Source organism: Streptococcus sp. SPS1 (assembly GCF_030439915.1).
GTDB lineage: Bacteria > Bacillota > Bacilli > Lactobacillales > Streptococcaceae > Streptococcus.
Genome location: NZ_JAQFJG010000006.1, coordinates 63,787 through 80,299 on the forward strand (window position 1 = coordinate 63,787; position 16,513 = coordinate 80,299).

Genomic DNA, 16,513 nt, shown 5'->3' on the forward strand with positions numbered 1-16,513 from the left:
GACCAGCATCTAATACTCAATGAAAATTAAAGAGCAAACTAGGAAACTAGCCGCAGGCTGCTCAAAACACTGTTTTGAGGTTGTAGATAGAACTGACGAGGTCAGCTCAAAACACCGTTTTGAGGTTGCAGATAGAACTGACGAAGTCAGCTCAAAACACCGTTTTGAGGTTGCAGATAGAACTGACGAAGTCAGTAACATATATACGGCAAAGCGACGTTGACGCGGTTTGAAGAGATTTTCGAAGAGTATAAATTGTAGAAAGTGCTCCTTATCCTAGTCAGATATGTAGAAATTTTGATATGATAGTAGGAAATAAGGAGAAGAATGCAATGACCAGTGAATACCAGAAAATGATAGCAGGAGAGGTTTACCGTCCATCGGACCCAGAATTGCGGGCCTTGGCTCAGGCTTCTCGCCAAAAACAGGCTGCCTTTAACCGAGAAGAAGATCCCTTAAAGGGAGCTGGAATCATTAAGGCTTGGTTTGGTTCGACTGGGCAAAATCTATATGTCAATCCACGTCTGGTGGTCGATTATGGAGTCAATATCCATCTAGGGGAAAATTTTTATTCTAATTGGAACTTGACCATGCTGGATGTTTGTCCGATTCGTATTGGAGACAATGCCATGATTGGTCCCAACTGTCAGTTCCTGACTCCACTTCATCCGCTGGATCCACATGAGCGCAATTCAGGTATCGAGTACGGTAAGCCTATCACAATCGGAGACAATTTCTGGGCTGGTGGTGGCGTCATTGTCCTGCCTGGAGTTACACTTGGAAATAATGTCGTCGCAGGAGCAGGAGCCGTGATTACCAAGTCCTTTGGAGATAATGTTGTGTTAGGTGGCAATCCTGCGCGCGTGATTAAGGAAATACCTGTGGAATAGAAGTAAAAAGGAACAGCGGGTGTTGTTTCTTTTCTGTCATTCCCTTGTTCTTCTATAATGGAGAAAAAGGGAGTGGAGATAAAAACTTCTTCTATATTTTTTACCCAACCCACATTTACCTACTCTATATCTTAGCAAGTCTGCTTCATTGATCAATTTTAAATCATCTTGTAACTGGGATGCTTTTTGATACAAGAAGTATTAGTGTAGGAGAGAGTTTTTGTGGATGACTCGATGATGTCAATGATTTTTTCTATTTATTTTCAGTCAAAGATGATACAATAGTAAGGTCGCAAACACTAGACTGCGCAGGCAGGAGGTGATCTTATGTGCGTTTTCATCGAACTTGTCTTGCTACCTATTCTTGCTGGTACACTAGCGAATGTCTTATCGGAGTGGCTTATCCGATTTGTAGCAAGCAAATGCGACAAGAAAAAGAAATAGCCTGAGCGCCTTGAGCAAGCGCAAAAAAACACCACTGGCGGCAACCGGTGGTGTTTTCTTATATGCTTATTTCATCGAACTTTTAAGCAAGTCCATTGTACCATTAAAAAGAGTCTCTGTCAAAAATATTGTTATTGTATTGTTTTTATTCTCAGCCTCCTCCTTGACACTCCGTCAATTTTTGATACAATAGTACAAAATTAGAGGAGGCAGGCTATGATTCAGAAACATGTGATTCCTATTTTAGAGTTTGATGATAATCCTCAGGCGGTTATCATGCCCAATCACGAGGGGCTGGATTTGCACCTGCCAAAGAAGTGTGTTTATGCTTTTTTAGGTGAGGAGATTGACCGCTATGCGAGGGAAGTAGGTGCGGACTGTGTCGGCGAATTCGTTTCTGCCACTAAGACCTATCCAGTCTATGTCGTGAACTACAAAGGCGAGGAGATCTGTCTGGCTCAGGCACCTGTCGGCTCCGCTCCAGCAGCCCAGTTTATGGATTGGTTGATTGGCTATGGTGTGGAGCAGATTATTTCCACAGGTACCTGTGGTGTGCTGGCTGATATAGAAGAAAATGCCTTTCTAGTCCCTGTTCGGGCTCTGCGAGATGAAGGAGCTAGTTATCACTATGTGGCGCCTTCTCGTTATATGGAAATTCAGGCAGAGGCTATTGCTGCTATTGAGCAAGTTTTGGAGGCCAGAGGGATTCCTTATGAAGAAGTCGTGACCTGGACGACAGACGGTTTTTACCGAGAAACGGCTGAGAAGGTGGCTTATCGTAAGGAAGAAGGCTGTGCTATTGTGGAGATGGAGTGTTCTGCGCTTGCGGCAGTAGCTCAATTGCGTGGGGTTCTCTGGGGTGAATTGTTGTTCACAGCAGATTCCCTAGCTGACTTGGACCAGTACGATAGTCGTGACTGGGGTTCAGAAGCTTTCGAGAAGGCCTTGGAACTCTGCCTTGAAATATCCTTTCAGATCTAACTCCTCTCCTTCTTTTTATGGTACAATGGATGTATGTTATTCAAATTATCTAAGGAAAAAATAGAGCTAGGCTTATCTCGTTTATCGCCTGCCCGTCGTATTTTTTTGAGTTTCGCCTTGGTCATTTTACTAGGTTCTCTTCTTTTGAGCTTGCCTTTTGTCCAAGTTGAAAGCTCACGAGCGACTTATTTTGATCATCTCTTTACAACTGTATCCATGGTCTGTGTGACAGGTCTTTTTACCCAGCCTGTCGCTGACACCTACAATATTTGGGGTCAGCTCATTTGTATGTTCTTGATTCAGATTGGTGGTCTGGGGCTCATGACCTTTATTGGGGTTTTCTATATCCAGAGCAAGCAAAAGCTTAGTCTTCGTAGCCGTGCAACTATTCAGGATAGTTTTAGTTATGGAGAGACTCGATCTTTGAGAAAGTTTGTCTATTCTATTTTTCTCACGACTTTTTTGGTTGAGGGTTTGGGAGCTCTATTCCTCAGTTTTCGTTTTGTTCCTCAACTTGGCTGGGGGCGCGGTCTCTTTAGTGCTATTTTTCTAGCTATATCCGCCTTCTGTAATGCAGGTTTTGATAATTTTGGAAGTACGAGCTTGATTGCTTTTCAGACCGATCCCTTGGTCAATCTGGTCATCGCAGGCTTGATTATCACAGGTGGTCTTGGATTTATGGTCTGGTTTGACCTTGCTACGCATATAGGGAAAAAGAAAAAAGGGCGCCTGCATTTTCACACCAAACTGGTTTTATTACTGACGGTGGGGCTACTAGCTTTTGGGACGGTGAGCAGTCTCGTTCTTGAATGGAACAATGCAGGGACGATTGGCAATCTCCCTGTTGCAGATAAGGTCTTGGTCAGCTTTTTCCAAACTGTCAGCATGAGAACGGCTGGCTTTGGGACAATTGATTACAGCATGGCTCGTCCTGTTACCTTATTGATTTATATCTTGCAGATGTTTCTAGGTGGGGCTCCAGGAGGAACAGCTGGGGGGCTCAAGATTACCACATTTTTTGTCCTCTTGGTCTTTGCACGAAGTGAGCTTCTAGGCTTACCTCACGCCAATGTCGCTCGACGGACGATTGCGCCGCGAACGGTTCAAAAATCCTTTAGTGTCTTTATTATCTTTTTGATGACCTTCTTGCTGGGCTTGATTTTACTAGGGATGACAGCCAAGGGAAATCCTCCCTTTATCCACCTCATATTTGAAACCATTTCTGCTCTTGGGACAGTCGGAGTGACGGCAAATTTAACTCCAGATTTAGGGAAATTAGCTCTAAGTGTGATTATGGTTCTCATGTTTATCGGACGAATTGGTCCCTTGACCCTGCTGGTCAGTCTAGCAGATTACCATCCAGAAAAGAAAGATATGATTCATTATATGAAAGCAGATATTAGTATTGGTTAAGAAAGGAAAGAGCATGTCAGATCGTACGATTGGAATTTTAGGCTTGGGAATTTTTGGGAGTAGTGTCCTAGCTGCCCTAGCCAAGCAGGATATGAATATTATCGCTATTGATGACCACGCCGAGCGTATCAATCAGTTTGAGCCAGTTTTGGCGCGTGGAGTGATTGGTGACATCACAGATGAAGAATTATTGAGATCAGCAGGGATTGATACCTGCGATACCGTTGTAGTCGCGACAGGTGAAAATCTGGAGTCGAGTGTGCTTGCGGTTATGCACTGTAAGAGTTTGGGGGTACCGACTGTTATTGCCAAGGTCAAAAGCCATACAGCTAAGAAAGTGCTAGAAAAGATTGGAGCTGACTCGGTTATCTCGCCAGAGTATGAAATGGGGCAGTCTCTAGCACAGACCATTCTTTTCCATAATAGTGTTGATGTCTTTCAGTTGGATAAAAATGTCTCTATTGTGGAGATGAAGATTCCTCAGTCTTGGGCAGGTCAAAGTTTGAGTGAATTAGACCTCCGTGGCAAATACAATCTGAATATTTTGGGCTTCCGAGAGCAGGAAAATTCCCCATTGGATGTTGAATTTGGACCAGATGACCTCTTGAAGGCAGATACCTATATTTTGGCAGTCATCAACAACCAGTATTTGGATACCCTAGCAGCATTGAATTCGTAAAAGAGGGAGTTTCCCTCTTTTTTGATGCCCAAGATGGTAAATAGAGACAGAAGCCTTGTATTCTAGTAAAAGTTCTTCAAAGGCTGGACTTTATGGTAAAATAGAAAGAAGTGACAAGAGAGAGTAATACTCAATGAAAATCAAAGATCAAACTAGGAAACTAGCCGTAGGTTGCTCAAAACAGTGTTTTGAGGTTGCAGATAGGGTTGACGCGGTTTGAAGAGATTTTCGAAGAGTATAAGAAAAAATCAGTCCCCTAAAGGAGCAGATTATGAAGTTATTGTCTATCGCCATTCCTAGCTATAATGCTGCAGCCTATCTTCATTACTGTGTGGAGTCGCTAGTGATTGGTGGTGAGCAAGTTGAGATTTTGATTATCAATGACGGGTCTCAGGACCAGACTCAGGAAATCGCTGAGCGTTTAGCCAGAAAGTATCCTAGCATCGTTAGAGCCATTTATCAGGAAAATAAAGGCCATGGCGGTGCGGTCAATCGTGGCTTGGCAGAGGCTTCTGGGCGTTATTTTAAAGTAGTTGACAGTGATGACTGGGTGGATCCTCGTGCTTACCTAAAGATTCTTGAAACCTTGCAGGAACTAGAGAGCGAGGGTCAAGAGGTAGATGCCTTTGTGACTAATTTTGTCTATGAAAAGGAAGGTCAGTCTCGTAAGAAGAGTATGAGTTATGAGTCAGTCTTGCCTGTTCAGCAGATTTTTGGCTGGGACCAGGTCGGAAATTTCTCAAAAGGCCAGTATATCATGATGCACTCGCTGATTTATCGGACAGATTTGTTGCGAGCGAGCCAGTTCCAACTGCCTGAACATACTTTTTATGTCGACAATCTCTTTGTCTTTACGCCTCTCCAGCAGGTCAAGACCATGTACTATCTGCCTGTCGATTTCTATCGTTATTTGATTGGGCGTGAGGACCAGTCTGTCAATGAGCAAGTGATGATTAAGCGTATTGACCAGCAACTCAAGGTCAATCGACTCTTGGTAGACCAGCTTGATTTATCCCAAGTGAGTCACCCCAAAATGCGAGAATATCTGCTGAATCATATTGAGATTACGACGGTGATTTCCAGTGCCCTACTCAACCGAGCAGGCACAGCAGAGCATCTTGCCAAAAAACGGGAGCTGTGGACCTATATTCAGCAGGAAAATCCAGAAGTCTTTCAGGCCATTCGCAAGACCATGCTCAGCCGTTTGACCAAACATTCTGTCTTGCCAGCTCGCAAACTGTCCAATGTCGTCTATCAAATCACCAAATCTGTTTATGGATTTAATTAATATAGTCTAGAAATAACTTCCAAAGCAATTATAACCTTTGCTAAGTTTTGCTAAATTACCGCTTAATACCCAGTGAAAATAAAGCTTAAAACCCCTTTACAAATCTAGCCATTCATGGTAGAATGGATTTTGTGTGAAATATCAGCAGGAAAGCATGAAGCTCGTCAACAGGTGTCTTATGATAAGTAACCTTGGCTGTTTAGGCGAAGGGCATCTGCACGAATCAGGGCTTTCTAAGTGACTATTTCCACCGAAATATTATTTATATCAGGAGGACATACACATGTCACGTTATACAGGACCATCTTGGAAACAAGCTCGTCGCCTTGGCCTTTCACTTACAGGTACAGGTAAAGAATTGGCACGTCGTAACTACGTACCAGGACAACACGGACCAAACAACCGTTCTAAATTGTCAGAATACGGTTTGCAATTGGCTGAAAAACAAAAACTTCGTTTCACTTACGGTGTAGGTGAAAAACAATTCCGTAACTTGTTCGTACAAGCTACAAAAATCAAAGGCGGAATCCTAGGTTTCAACTTCATGCTTCTTTTGGAACGTCGTTTGGATAACGTTGTTTACCGTCTTGGTCTTGCGACTACTCGTCGTCAAGCTCGTCAATTCGTAAACCACGGTCACATCCTTGTTGACGGAAAACGCGTTGATATCCCATCATACCGCGTAACTCCAGGTCAAGTGATCTCAGTTCGTGAAAAATCATTGAAAGTTCCAGCTATCCTTGAAGCAGTAGAAGCTACTCTTGGACGTCCAGCATTCGTATCATTCGACGCTGAAAAATTGGAAGGTTCATTGACTCGCTTGCCAGAACGCGACGAAATCAACCCAGAAATCAACGAAGCCCTTGTCGTTGAATTCTACAACAAAATGTTGTAATATTTTATTAAATAAGATAGGCTTTGAGGCCTTGATATTAAGCACTTTGGGGCGCTTTCCCTTAGTGCTTTTTTTAACATTTTACAATAGCTTTTAAGCATACAGCTATAAGTATCTATACGCAGCTAGACCTGTATAGTTTAAAGTGATATAATAGTCTAAAAGGAGGTACTACTATGAATGTTTTAGAAAAAAATACACAGGTAAACTTTAAGACTAACAGAGACTTGTTAGAGAAGGCTAAAGCTATTATCACAGCGCAAAATCTTGATATGACAGCTAGTTTTAACTTGTTTTTAGAACACATTGTAGAAAATAAAGCTTTGCTATTTGAAACTCAAGTAGATAAAGAAAGAGAAGAGCTTCTATCAGGGTTGCGTGCTGAAATTGCCCGTAGCTTTGACGATTTAGAACATGGAAGAACTTACAGCCTTGATGAAGTGAGGGCTAACCTTGGAATTTAACGAGAACGTATATAGCCTTATTATCTCCGAAACGGTACAAGAACAGCTAAGAGGTATTAAAGATTATATCTCAGCTAACTACTTTTCAGAACAGGCAGGAGCAAACACAGTTTTACGGATTGGAGCGTCTTGAGGTCTTCCCAGAAGCAGGATTTGATGCTGACGAAAGAGTAGGAGGGATTATATACCCACCCCACAAAACTCGATGCATCATTTTAGGAGATTACCTAGCATTCTATCATATTTTAGAGTATAGAAAAGCTGTCTTTGTATCAGATATTATTCATAGTAAACAGGACTACATCCGCTTGTTTAAGAAAAAATAGCGCCTATAGGAAGGCATTTTTGTTTGGGAATGACGTGATATTGATGATATAATGTTTTGGCCCCCTCACTTTAATGAAGGGAGGTGTTGCATATGTTAGAAACTTTACTCACAGTGTTTCTAGCTCCGTTAGTTATTAACGTGTTATCTGAGCTTTTCAAGTTATGGCTTAAGAAACGTAAGAAGTAATGGTTAACCCTTTAAGAGGGTAGCAAAAAACCCCATCGGTGGCACGGTGGGGCTTTTTTAGCTACATATGCTGTAACTTTACTCACATTGTAAGTTCATTCTAACATATAACACCCAATATTTCAAGCTTTTGTTTTTATATTTCCTTAGAGTGTGTTTGTGTTTTGAGTTCGCTCCACTGAAATTAGCACACGCGCTGCCAATTTCCATTTTGCACATCATGTATAATATAGGTAAACAATGATGACATTGGTTAAGTAGAGTCCTAAAATTACCTGATTCAAATCAGCTTTACAAAAAAAGATTGTAGGACGAGTAGAGTTTGAATTGAAATATAAGTATAGTTGACAAAAAGAAAAAACGCTGATTAAGCGTTTTTCTTCTGTATTGATTCGTATTGAATGCTTACTTAACTTCGGTAAACACAACGTGTTTGCGAAGTTTTGGTGAGTATTTCTTCAATTGAAGACGGTCTGGAGTGTTACGTTTGTTTTTAGAAGTAAGGTACAAGCGTTCACCAGATTCTTTGTGTTCAAGTGTAATATTTACGCGCATGGTATCTCCCTTCTATTATTCAGCTGATGTAGCTTTAGCGATTTTACGTCCTTTGTAGTATCCTTTAAGTGATACACGGTGAGAACGTGAGTAATCTCCAGTAGTTTCGTCAAAGTTTACAGATGGAGCTGTTACTTTGTAGTGTGTACGACGTTTGTTTTTCTTCGCTTTTGAAGTGCGACGTGCAGGTACTGCCATTTTGATTTCTCCTTTAGGTATTTATATTCGATTCAATCTACTGATTTTCATCAACCATATTAGAATAACACATTTTTTTTGTAAAGTAAAGTTACTTGACAAAAAAAGATGAAAAAATTCTCCTGTCAGACCTAGCAGACAGGAGAAGGTGTTAAATATCAATCTCAAATGGTTCGTCAATGGTTTCTGATACGTATTTTCCGTCTTTTTTCCGTTGCTTGACACATTCTGTGAGGAGATACTCGATTTGCCCATTGACTGATCGGAAGTTATCTTCTGCCCATGATGCGAGTGCAGCGTATAACTTTGTTGAGAGTCGAAGGGGGATCTGCTTTTTTTAGCTTCAGCCATCTTTAGTAAAGACTTCCTGTGTTGACAATTGGTTGTGCATCATGATTGCCACAAAGAACGACAAGGAGATTTGAAACCATGGCAGCTTTTCGCTCTTTGTCAAGCTCTACCAATTCCCCTTCATTGAGCCGTTCTAGTGCCATTTCAACCATTCCTATTAATTGTTATCTAAATGATATCGCTTTAATTTATAACGTCAAGAAAAAGTAGAAAAATAATTACTAAAAACTTTCAGCCCAATAATTTCTTTTAAAAGGTGAGATTATATTGTGCTCAAATACTCTTTTATTCTTATAACTTTTACACTATAATTGTAGTTAGAAAGGAAGAGAAATGTTTGATTATAGAGCACTAGTTATTTTGATGACTTTGATGGATCATTGTGAGCTATCATTATATGAGTTATCTGTTAAGGTGAGCTTACCTATAAAGGAAGTCAAAGAAGGAATAGATTATTTAGTGCCTTATCTAGCTAATAAAGGGATAGTACTGGATAAAAAGCAAGGTCGCTATAGTTTATCAAATCGTACGAAGCAGTCTTTGACAGATATTATTAAGTCGGATGAATTGGTTTTACCAAAGTCGACTCGCTTAGCTTTAATCTATCTTTACACTTTTTGCCGATTAGATTTTATATCAAATAATCATTACCAAGACTTTTTGAAAGTAAGTAAGAATACAACCTTATCTGATATTCAATCATTAAGAAAGATTATGTTAGATAATGATTTGGAGCTAGGGTACAGTAGAGCAAAAGGTTATACTTTACACGGTTCAGAGTGGAATAAGCACCGCTTAGCTTTTCAAATGGTTAGTGAGTTGCTGGAATCCTCCATAGGGATTTGGGGTTTGGATTATGTTTTATCCAGTTGGGGGTATTCATTAACTTATGATTTGATAAATCAGGTAGTTAAAGATTATTATGAGAAGCTACAGCTAGTACCTATTGTTAATCAATTAAAAGTTTGCCTTTTCGGTTTAGTATTCATTCTGTGTAGGTATCAAAGGGATGTTGAAAGAGTAGGTCTTTCAGAGACATTAGTATCTCCTGTTATTCAAGATATAACCACTATTTTATTGGATACAGTGGTTGATTTGGGAATTATAGATACGGTGTTTTCTGAGGATGATTATCGCTATATCACCGTTTTATTATCAAGTTGCTTTGAAGGTGAAGTAGATGTTGCTCCGGTTTACTTTAATCAATTAACAGAGGCTATTATAAGTAGAATGGAAGATATTTCTTTGTTACATTTTAAACAAAGGGAAGGATTGAGAGAAAATCTTCGTCGCCATCTTATACCGGCTTACTATAGATTAAAGTTCGGTCTACCTAGTTCAAATGAATATGTGTTGCATGTTAAAGAACATTATCCTGATTTATTTGAACTAGTAAAAGATTCTTTGACTCCCTTGATGGACGCTATTGACAAGCCCATACCTGATAGTGAAACAGCATATTTTGTTATCCATTTCGGAGGTTATTTAAAGAAAGCAGATACTTTGCCTCAAAAATGGTATAAAGCAGCAATCATTTGTCCTAATGGTGTTAGTTCTTCATTGATGTTAAAAGAGAATCTATTAGCATTATTTCCTCAAATTGAGTTCATAGGAACCTCAAAGATTGATGATTTACAGGCGAAAACTAGTAGTGACTATGATATGGTTTTTTCTACCATAAAGGTGGAGACAGAAAAGCCAAATTATCTAGTTTCGGTTATGATGACTGAAGAGCAAGCAATACAACTAGTAGAACTAGTGTTAAAAGATTTTCCGAATTTAGAGTATGGGGATTTTGAGATTGAACAAATCCTGAATATTGTCAAAAGATATGGAATTATTACACAAGAATTGGAATTAAGATTGGCGTTAAAGAATTATCTTTATCAAAAAAATGATAGAAAGGAAATTGTACCAGTGCTAGAACAACTTATTACCAAAGAAACCTATCAGGTTAGTTCGCAAAAATTAGGATGGAAGGAGGCGATTCGTTTAGCAGCTAAACCGCTTTTGGATCAAGATAAGATAACGGAGAACTACCCTGAGGCAATGATTCAAAAAGTAGAAGAGTTTGGGCCTTTTATTAATTTAGGGAAGGGAGTAGCAATTCCTCACGCTCGGCCAGATGAAGGTGTGAATGAAATAGGAATGTCAATGTTAGTTTTGGAAAAACCGATTTATTTATTGGATAATCCAGAACAAGAGGTAAGATTGTTGATTTGTATTGCAGCCATTGATAATGAAAGTCATTTAAAGGCTTTGTCACATTTAACAACAATTTTAAGAGATAAAAGTCATGTTCAAACTTTAATATCATCAAAAAACTATGATGACATTGAAATGATAATTAAACAGGAGGATTAGATAATGTTAAAAATTGGTACAGCTTGTGGTTCAGGATTAGGTTCAAGTTTTATGGTACAGATGAATATTGAATCTGTATTGAGTGATTTGAATGTTTCAGATGTAGAAGTTGAACACTATGATTTAGGTGGAGCAGATCCAAATGCAGCTGATATTTGGATTGTTGGTCGTGATCTAGCTGATTCAGCTAGTCATCTTGGAGATGTTCGTATCTTAAATAGTATTATTGATATGGATGAACTACGAGAATTAATTACGAAACTTTGTGAAGAAAAAGGACTTATATAGGAGGCTAGCGTCATGATGAAGTTCATATTGGATATTGTTAGTACACCAGCTATTTTAGTAGCTTTAATTGCAATCTTAGGATTAGTTCTTCAGAAGAAGAAATTACCTGATATTATTAAAGGTGGAATTAAGACCTTTGTTGGTTTCTTAGTTGTATCTGGTGGTGCAGGAATTGTACAAAATTCTTTGAATCCATTTGGTACCATGTTTGAACATGCTTTTCATTTATCTGGAGTTGTACCGAATAATGAAGCAATTGTAGCTGTAGCTTTAACAACATATGGCTCAGCTACTGCAATGATTATGTTTGCAGGTATGGTATTCAATATCTTAATTGCTCGTTTTACTCGATTCAAATATATCTTTTTAACAGGGCACCACACTCTATATATGGCGTGTATGATTGCAGTCATTTTATCAGTTGCTGGCTTTACAAGTTTGCCTCTTATCTTACTAGGAGGATTAGCACTCGGTATTATTATGAGTATTTCCCCAGCATTTGTGCAAAAATATATGGTTCAATTAACTGGAAATGACAAGGTGGCTTTAGGTCATTTCAGTTCTTTGGGATATTGGTTGAGTGGTTTTACTGGTAGCCTTATCGGTGACAAATCAAAATCAACAGAGGACATTAAATTTCCAAAGAGTTTAGCTTTTTTACGTGATAGTACTGTTAGTATTACTTTATCCATGGCAGTTATTTACATTATTGTAGCTATCTTTTCAGGGTCAGAATATATAGAAAAAGAAATCAGTAGTGGTACAAGTGGTCTAGTTTATGCTTTACAATTAGCAGGTCAATTTGCAGCAGGGGTATTTGTTATTTTAGCAGGTGTTCGCCTTATTTTGGGTGAAATTGTTCCAGCCTTTAAAGGTATTTCAGAGCGTCTTGTACCTAATTCAAAACCTGCTTTGGATTGTCCGATTGTTTATACTTATGCACCCAATGCAGTTCTAATTGGATTTATCTCTAGTTTTGTTGGTGGTTTAGTAAGTATGGCAATTATGATTGCTTCAGGAACGGTTGTTATCTTACCAGGTGTTGTGCCTCATTTCTTCTGTGGAGCGACTGCAGGTGTCATTGGAAATGCATCTGGTGGTGTTCGTGGAGCCACTATTGGAGCATTTTTACAAGGTATTTTAATCAGTTTTCTTCCAGTCTTTTTAATGCCAGTTTTGGGAGGACTTGGTTTCCAAGGATCAACTTTCTCAGATGCAGATTTTGGTCTATCAGGAATTATTTTAGGAATGTTAAATCAATTTGGCTCACAAGCAGGCATTGTGATTGGTCTTGTTCTTATTTTAGCAGTTATGTTTGGAGTATCCTTTATTAAAAAGCCATCTGCAAAGGAGGAATAAGGGATGATTTTAAGTAAAAATAGAGAAGATGAGTTAAGAAAATTTGCAACAAAAATCCGATTAAATACTCTTGAAACCTTGAATCATCTTGGATTCGGACATTACGGAGGAAGTCTGTCTATCGTAGAAGTTCTAGCAGTGCTTTATGGTGAAATAATGCCAATGACTCCAGAAATATTTGCATCACGAGATAGAGATTATTTTGTTTTATCCAAGGGACATGCTGGACCTGCTTTGTACAGCACACTCTATTTGAATGGTTTCTTTGACAAAGAATTCTTATATTCTTTAAATACAAATGGAACCAAATTACCGTCTCATCCTGATAGAAATCTAACGTCGGGCATAGATATGACAACTGGCTCTTTAGGACAGGGAATTAGTGTTGCAACCGGACTTGCATATGGTCAGAGAATAAGAAAAAGTCCCTTTTATACCTATGCTATTGTTGGAGATGGTGAGTTAAATGAGGGACAATGTTGGGAGGCTATACAGTTTGCTTCTCATCAACAGTTATCCAACTTAATTGTATTTGTAGACGATAACAAAAAACAATTAGATGGTTTTACAAAGGATATTTGTAATCCAGGTGATTTCGTAGAAAAATTTTCAGCATTTGGATTTGAATCCATTAGGGTCAAGGGTTCAGATATTAGAGAAATTTATGAAGGGATTGTCCAATTAAAACAGTCAAATAATTCATCACCTAAGTGCATTGTATTAGATACTATTAAAGGTCAAGGGGTTCAAGAGCTGGAAGAAATGAAATCCAACCATCATCTTCGCCCTACTGTAGAGGAGAGACAAATGTTAACTTCAGTTGTAGAAAGATTAAGTCAGGAATTGGAGGAAACAGAATGATGAGAAGCACGAAAGAATTACGGCATGTATATAGAGACTTCCTTTTAGAGGCTAATCAAAGTTATTCTGATATAGTAGTCTTAGAAGCCGATTTGTCAAGTTCGATGGCTACTCATAATCTTGAAAAGGATTTTGGAGACCGTTATGTGAATGTTGGGATCATGGAAGCAGAGATGGTCGGACTTGCAGCAGGTTTATCTATTCAGGGGTTTAGACCTTATCTTCATACATTTGGTCCTTTTGCTTCACGAAGGGTATTTGATCAATTATTTATTTCTCTTGGATACGCACAATTGGATGCCACTGTGATTGGATCAGATGCAGGAGTAACTGCAGAAATGAATGGTGGGACACATATGCCATTTGAAGAAATTGGATTGTTACGTTTAATTCCTAAATCGATCATTTTTGAAGCAACTGATGATATCCAATTTCGTGAAATATTGAACCAGACATTAGACTTAAAAGGACTGAAATATATTCGAACAATTAGAAAAGCTCCAGAGGCTGTATATCAAGGTGGAGAAGATTTTTCTAAAGGCTACATTGAGTTAAGACACGGTGAAGATGTTGTAATCGTTGCTTCTGGCATAATGGTTGCTCCAAGTATTCGAGTTGCGGATGAACTGTCTAAATTAGGTTATTCAGTAGGTGTGATAGATTTATTTAGAATCAAACCGATACCAGAACAGATAAAAACAATGTTAAGTGGAAAAACTATATTTACTGTAGAAAACCACAATCAGATAGGTGGAATTGGCAGTGCTTTATGTGAATTATTCTCTGATGATGGAATAACAAAAATTCATCGGATGGGTGTTCAAGAAAGATTCGGTCAAGTTGGGAAAATGGATTATCTTCTTAATGAGTATGGTTTGAGTGAATCGAATATAAAAGAGAAAGTTCTAGAGTTTTATAATGCAAGATAGATGTTAAATACACTCATCTGAAAGAACTTCTGTAAAAATTACATTACGTTATTTAAAGCAAGCGGATTAAAAGCATATTCTGGTCATCAAAAAGTGCCCTGATCCGCTTTGTTGTTTTTAGTTTTAAATATTTCATATGTATATAGAATTTTCTGAAAATTCAAGAATTTTCTTCTGTTCATTGCTTTTAAAATGTGCTATAATAGTAAAAACTGAAATGGGAGGGAACAAATGACTGAATTAGATAAACGTCACCGCAGTAGCATTTATGACAGTATGGTAAAATCACCAAACCGTGCCATGCTTCGTGCGACTGGTATGACAGACAAGGACTTTGAGACACCGATTGTGGGCGTGATTTCGACTTGGGCGGAAAATACACCATGTAACATCCACTTGCATGATTTTGGGAAATTAGCCAAAGAAGGTGTCAAATCGGCAGGTGCTTGGCCTGTGCAGTTTGGGACTATCACTGTAGCGGACGGGATTGCTATGGGAACGCCTGGGATGCGTTTTTCTTTGACATCTCGTGATATCATTGCGGACTCAATCGAGGCGGCTATGGGTGGTCACAATGTGGATGCCTTCGTCGCTATCGGTGGCTGTGACAAGAACATGCCTGGTTCTATGATTGCTATTGCCAATATGGATATTCCAGCTATTTTCGCCTATGGTGGTACTATTGCACCTGGAAATCTTGATGGTAAAGATATCGACTTGGTTTCTGTCTTTGAAGGTATCGGAAAATGGAATCACGGTGATATGACAGCTGAGGACGTGAAACGTCTGGAATGTAATGCCTGCCCTGGCCCTGGTGGCTGTGGTGGTATGTATACAGCTAATACCATGGCAACAGCTATCGAAGTTCTCGGTATGAGTTTGCCAGGGTCTTCATCTCACCCAGCTGAATCAGCTGACAAGAAAGAAGACATCGAAGCAGCAGGACGTGCTGTTGTTAAGATGTTGGAGCTCGGTCTCAAACCGTCAGATATCTTGACTCGTGAAGCCTTTGAAGATGCCATCACTGTAACTATGGCTCTCGGTGGTTCTACAAACGCCACTCTTCACTTGCTTGCCATTGCCCATGCTGCCAATGTTGACTTGTCACTTGAGGACTTCAATACGATTCAAGAGCGTGTGCCTCACTTGGCTGACTTGAAACCATCTGGTCAGTATGTCTTCCAAGACCTTTACGAAGTCGGTGGTGTGCCTGCGGTTATGAGATATCTCTTGGCAAATGGTTTCCTTCATGGAGACCGCATTACATGTACTGGTAAGACTGTTGCTGAGAACTTAGCTGACTTTGCAGACCTCACACCAGGTCAAAAAGTCATTATGCCACTGGAAAATCCAAAACGTGCGGATGGTCCGCTTATCATCTTGAACGGGAACCTTGCTCCTGACGGTGCGGTTGCCAAGGTATCAGGTGTTAAAGTGCGTCGTCACGTTGGTTCAGCTAAGGTCTTTGATTCAGAAGAAGATGCGATTCAGGCCGTTCTGACAGATGAAATCGTTGATGGCGATGTAGTCGTTGTTCGTTTCGTTGGACCTAAAGGTGGCCCTGGTATGCCTGAGATGCTGTCACTTTCATCAATGATCGTTGGTAAAGGTCAAGGAGACAAGGTTGCCCTCTTGACAGATGGCCGCTTCTCTGGTGGTACTTATGGTCTGGTTGTTGGACATATCGCTCCTGAAGCTCAGGATGGTGGACCAATTGCCTACCTCCGTACAGGCGATATCGTTACGGTTGACCAGGATACCAAAGAAATTTCCATGGCTGTATCCGAAGAAGAACTTGAAAAACGCAAGGCAGAAACTACCTTGCCACCGCTTTACAGCCGTGGTGTCCTCGGTAAATACGCTCACATCGTATCATCTGCTTCACGCGGAGCCGTGACAGACTTCTGGAATATGGACAAGTCAGGTAAAAAATAAACTTAAAAAGCAAGCCAATCTCGGCTTGCTTCTTTTCATCTCCAAAAGTGATTTGCCTGCTTATACTCAATAAAAATCAAAGAGCAAACTAGAAAGCTAGGCGCA

The 16,513-nt window shown here is 39.6% G+C and carries 18 protein-coding genes and 1 pseudogene; 15 read left to right on the forward strand and 4 right to left on the reverse strand.

The genetic code is table 11. The features are described 5' to 3' along the window. Positions 1-19: 19 nt before the first annotated feature. The 9 genes and pseudogenes from PCY12_RS05925 to PCY12_RS05965 all read left to right on the forward strand — a co-directional run bounded on the left by PCY12_RS05925 (position 20) and on the right by PCY12_RS05965 (position 7,380). Positions 20-223 (forward strand): hypothetical protein, encoded by a 204-nt coding sequence (locus tag PCY12_RS05925; protein ID WP_301352023.1) that lies wholly within the window; start codon positions 20-22, stop codon positions 221-223. A gap of 109 nt (positions 224-332) precedes the next feature. After that, positions 333-890: a sugar O-acetyltransferase gene (locus PCY12_RS05930; protein WP_173306826.1), complete on the forward strand. Its 558-nt coding sequence runs from the start codon at positions 333-335 to the stop codon at positions 888-890. Between the two features lie 660 nt (positions 891-1,550). Next, a complete protein-coding gene (locus tag PCY12_RS05935; protein WP_301352025.1) occupies positions 1,551-2,315 on the forward strand; it encodes a nucleoside phosphorylase in 765 nt (254 codons plus the stop codon). 33 nt (positions 2,316-2,348) lie between these two features. Next, complete coding sequence (locus tag PCY12_RS05940) at positions 2,349-3,728, forward strand: potassium transporter TrkG (RefSeq protein ID WP_301352026.1); 1,380 nt, start codon at positions 2,349-2,351, stop codon at positions 3,726-3,728. A gap of 13 nt (positions 3,729-3,741) precedes the next feature. Then, positions 3,742-4,407: a TrkA family potassium uptake protein gene (locus PCY12_RS05945; RefSeq protein ID WP_050226157.1), complete on the forward strand. Its 666-nt coding sequence runs from the start codon at positions 3,742-3,744 to the stop codon at positions 4,405-4,407. A 271-nt stretch (positions 4,408-4,678) separates the two neighbouring features. Continuing rightward, positions 4,679-5,695: a glycosyltransferase family 2 protein gene (locus PCY12_RS05950; protein WP_057488074.1), complete on the forward strand. Its 1,017-nt coding sequence runs from the start codon at positions 4,679-4,681 to the stop codon at positions 5,693-5,695. Between the two features lie 283 nt (positions 5,696-5,978). Continuing rightward, complete coding sequence (gene rpsD / locus PCY12_RS05955; RefSeq protein WP_000092756.1) at positions 5,979-6,590, forward strand: 30S ribosomal protein S4; 612 nt, start codon at positions 5,979-5,981, stop codon at positions 6,588-6,590. A 176-nt stretch (positions 6,591-6,766) separates the two neighbouring features. Then, positions 6,767-7,054: a hypothetical protein gene (locus PCY12_RS05960; RefSeq protein WP_301352028.1), complete on the forward strand. Its 288-nt coding sequence runs from the start codon at positions 6,767-6,769 to the stop codon at positions 7,052-7,054. Beyond that, positions 7,044-7,380 (forward strand): annotated as a pseudogene (locus PCY12_RS05965) (type II toxin-antitoxin system RelE/ParE family toxin). Before PCY12_RS05960 ends, PCY12_RS05965 begins: the two are co-directional and overlap by 11 nt. 593 nt (positions 7,381-7,973) lie before the next feature. Here PCY12_RS05965 and rpmG read toward each other — a convergent pair. The 4 genes from rpmG to PCY12_RS05985 form a co-directional block, all read right to left on the reverse strand. Further along, on the reverse strand, positions 7,974-8,123 hold the full coding sequence (rpmG, locus tag PCY12_RS05970) for a 50S ribosomal protein L33 (protein WP_001265622.1): 150 nt from the start codon (positions 8,121-8,123) through the stop codon (positions 7,974-7,976). A gap of 15 nt (positions 8,124-8,138) precedes the next feature. Then, positions 8,139-8,321, reverse strand: coding sequence for a 50S ribosomal protein L32 (rpmF, locus tag PCY12_RS05975; protein ID WP_045618073.1), 183 nt, complete (start codon positions 8,319-8,321; stop codon positions 8,139-8,141). A 151-nt stretch (positions 8,322-8,472) separates the two neighbouring features. After that, positions 8,473-8,649: a PTS ascorbate transporter subunit IIC gene (locus tag PCY12_RS05980; RefSeq protein ID WP_050243118.1), complete on the reverse strand. Its 177-nt coding sequence runs from the start codon at positions 8,647-8,649 to the stop codon at positions 8,473-8,475. 25 nt (positions 8,650-8,674) lie between these two features. Further along, positions 8,675-8,815, reverse strand: a complete 141-nt coding sequence (locus tag PCY12_RS05985) for a hypothetical protein (protein WP_001162849.1) — start codon at positions 8,813-8,815, stop codon at positions 8,675-8,677. Positions 8,816-9,005: 190 nt separating this feature from the next. On the opposite strand from PCY12_RS05985, the gene PCY12_RS05990 reads away from it, so the two are divergent. The 6 genes from PCY12_RS05990 (at position 9,006) to ilvD (ending at position 16,408) form a co-directional block, all read left to right on the forward strand. Continuing rightward, positions 9,006-11,036, forward strand: a complete 2,031-nt coding sequence (locus PCY12_RS05990) for a BglG family transcription antiterminator (protein WP_301352030.1) — start codon at positions 9,006-9,008, stop codon at positions 11,034-11,036. Between the two features lie 3 nt (positions 11,037-11,039). Beyond that, complete coding sequence (locus tag PCY12_RS05995; protein WP_000912476.1) at positions 11,040-11,324, forward strand: PTS sugar transporter subunit IIB; 285 nt, start codon at positions 11,040-11,042, stop codon at positions 11,322-11,324. A gap of 12 nt (positions 11,325-11,336) precedes the next feature. Continuing rightward, positions 11,337-12,683: a PTS ascorbate transporter subunit IIC gene (locus PCY12_RS06000; RefSeq protein ID WP_023939110.1), complete on the forward strand. Its 1,347-nt coding sequence runs from the start codon at positions 11,337-11,339 to the stop codon at positions 12,681-12,683. 3 nt (positions 12,684-12,686) lie between these two features. Further along, positions 12,687-13,544, forward strand: a complete 858-nt coding sequence (locus tag PCY12_RS06005; RefSeq protein WP_301352031.1) for a transketolase — start codon at positions 12,687-12,689, stop codon at positions 13,542-13,544. Continuing rightward, entirely contained in the window at positions 13,541-14,473 is a 933-nt protein-coding gene (locus tag PCY12_RS06010) for a transketolase family protein (RefSeq protein WP_301352033.1), read from the forward strand. Before PCY12_RS06005 ends, PCY12_RS06010 begins: the two co-directional genes overlap by 4 nt. A 231-nt stretch (positions 14,474-14,704) precedes the next feature. Continuing rightward, entirely contained in the window at positions 14,705-16,408 is a 1,704-nt protein-coding gene (ilvD, locus tag PCY12_RS06015) for a dihydroxy-acid dehydratase (protein ID WP_301352035.1), read from the forward strand. Positions 16,409-16,513 lie beyond the last annotated feature (105 nt).

What these genes read in the sequence shown, in the direction of transcription:
- PCY12_RS05960 (WP_301352028.1), top strand. Translation starts at nt 6,767, where the DNA reads ATGAATGTTTTAGAAAAAAATACACAGGTAAACTTTAAGACTAACAGA.
- rpmF (WP_045618073.1), bottom strand. Translation starts at nt 8,321, where the DNA reads ATGGCAGTACCTGCACGTCGCACTTCAAAAGCGAAGAAAAACAAACGT.
- PCY12_RS06005 (WP_301352031.1), top strand. Translation starts at nt 12,687, where the DNA reads ATGATTTTAAGTAAAAATAGAGAAGATGAGTTAAGAAAATTTGCAACA.
- rpmG (WP_001265622.1), bottom strand. Translation starts at nt 8,123, where the DNA reads ATGCGCGTAAATATTACACTTGAACACAAAGAATCTGGTGAACGCTTG.
- PCY12_RS06010 (WP_301352033.1), top strand. Translation starts at nt 13,541, where the DNA reads ATGATGAGAAGCACGAAAGAATTACGGCATGTATATAGAGACTTCCTT.
- PCY12_RS05940 (WP_301352026.1), top strand. Translation starts at nt 2,349, where the DNA reads ATGTTATTCAAATTATCTAAGGAAAAAATAGAGCTAGGCTTATCTCGT.
- ilvD (WP_301352035.1), top strand. Translation starts at nt 14,705, where the DNA reads ATGACTGAATTAGATAAACGTCACCGCAGTAGCATTTATGACAGTATG.
- PCY12_RS05935 (WP_301352025.1), top strand. Translation starts at nt 1,551, where the DNA reads ATGATTCAGAAACATGTGATTCCTATTTTAGAGTTTGATGATAATCCT.
- PCY12_RS06000 (WP_023939110.1), top strand. Translation starts at nt 11,337, where the DNA reads ATGATGAAGTTCATATTGGATATTGTTAGTACACCAGCTATTTTAGTA.
- PCY12_RS05990 (WP_301352030.1), top strand. Translation starts at nt 9,006, where the DNA reads ATGTTTGATTATAGAGCACTAGTTATTTTGATGACTTTGATGGATCAT.
- PCY12_RS05995 (WP_000912476.1), top strand. Translation starts at nt 11,040, where the DNA reads ATGTTAAAAATTGGTACAGCTTGTGGTTCAGGATTAGGTTCAAGTTTT.
- PCY12_RS05945 (WP_050226157.1), top strand. Translation starts at nt 3,742, where the DNA reads ATGTCAGATCGTACGATTGGAATTTTAGGCTTGGGAATTTTTGGGAGT.
- PCY12_RS05925 (WP_301352023.1), top strand. Translation starts at nt 20, where the DNA reads ATGAAAATTAAAGAGCAAACTAGGAAACTAGCCGCAGGCTGCTCAAAA.
- PCY12_RS05950 (WP_057488074.1), top strand. Translation starts at nt 4,679, where the DNA reads ATGAAGTTATTGTCTATCGCCATTCCTAGCTATAATGCTGCAGCCTAT.
- rpsD (WP_000092756.1), top strand. Translation starts at nt 5,979, where the DNA reads ATGTCACGTTATACAGGACCATCTTGGAAACAAGCTCGTCGCCTTGGC.
- PCY12_RS05930 (WP_173306826.1), top strand. Translation starts at nt 333, where the DNA reads ATGACCAGTGAATACCAGAAAATGATAGCAGGAGAGGTTTACCGTCCA.
- PCY12_RS05985 (WP_001162849.1), bottom strand. Translation starts at nt 8,815, where the DNA reads ATGGCACTAGAACGGCTCAATGAAGGGGAATTGGTAGAGCTTGACAAA.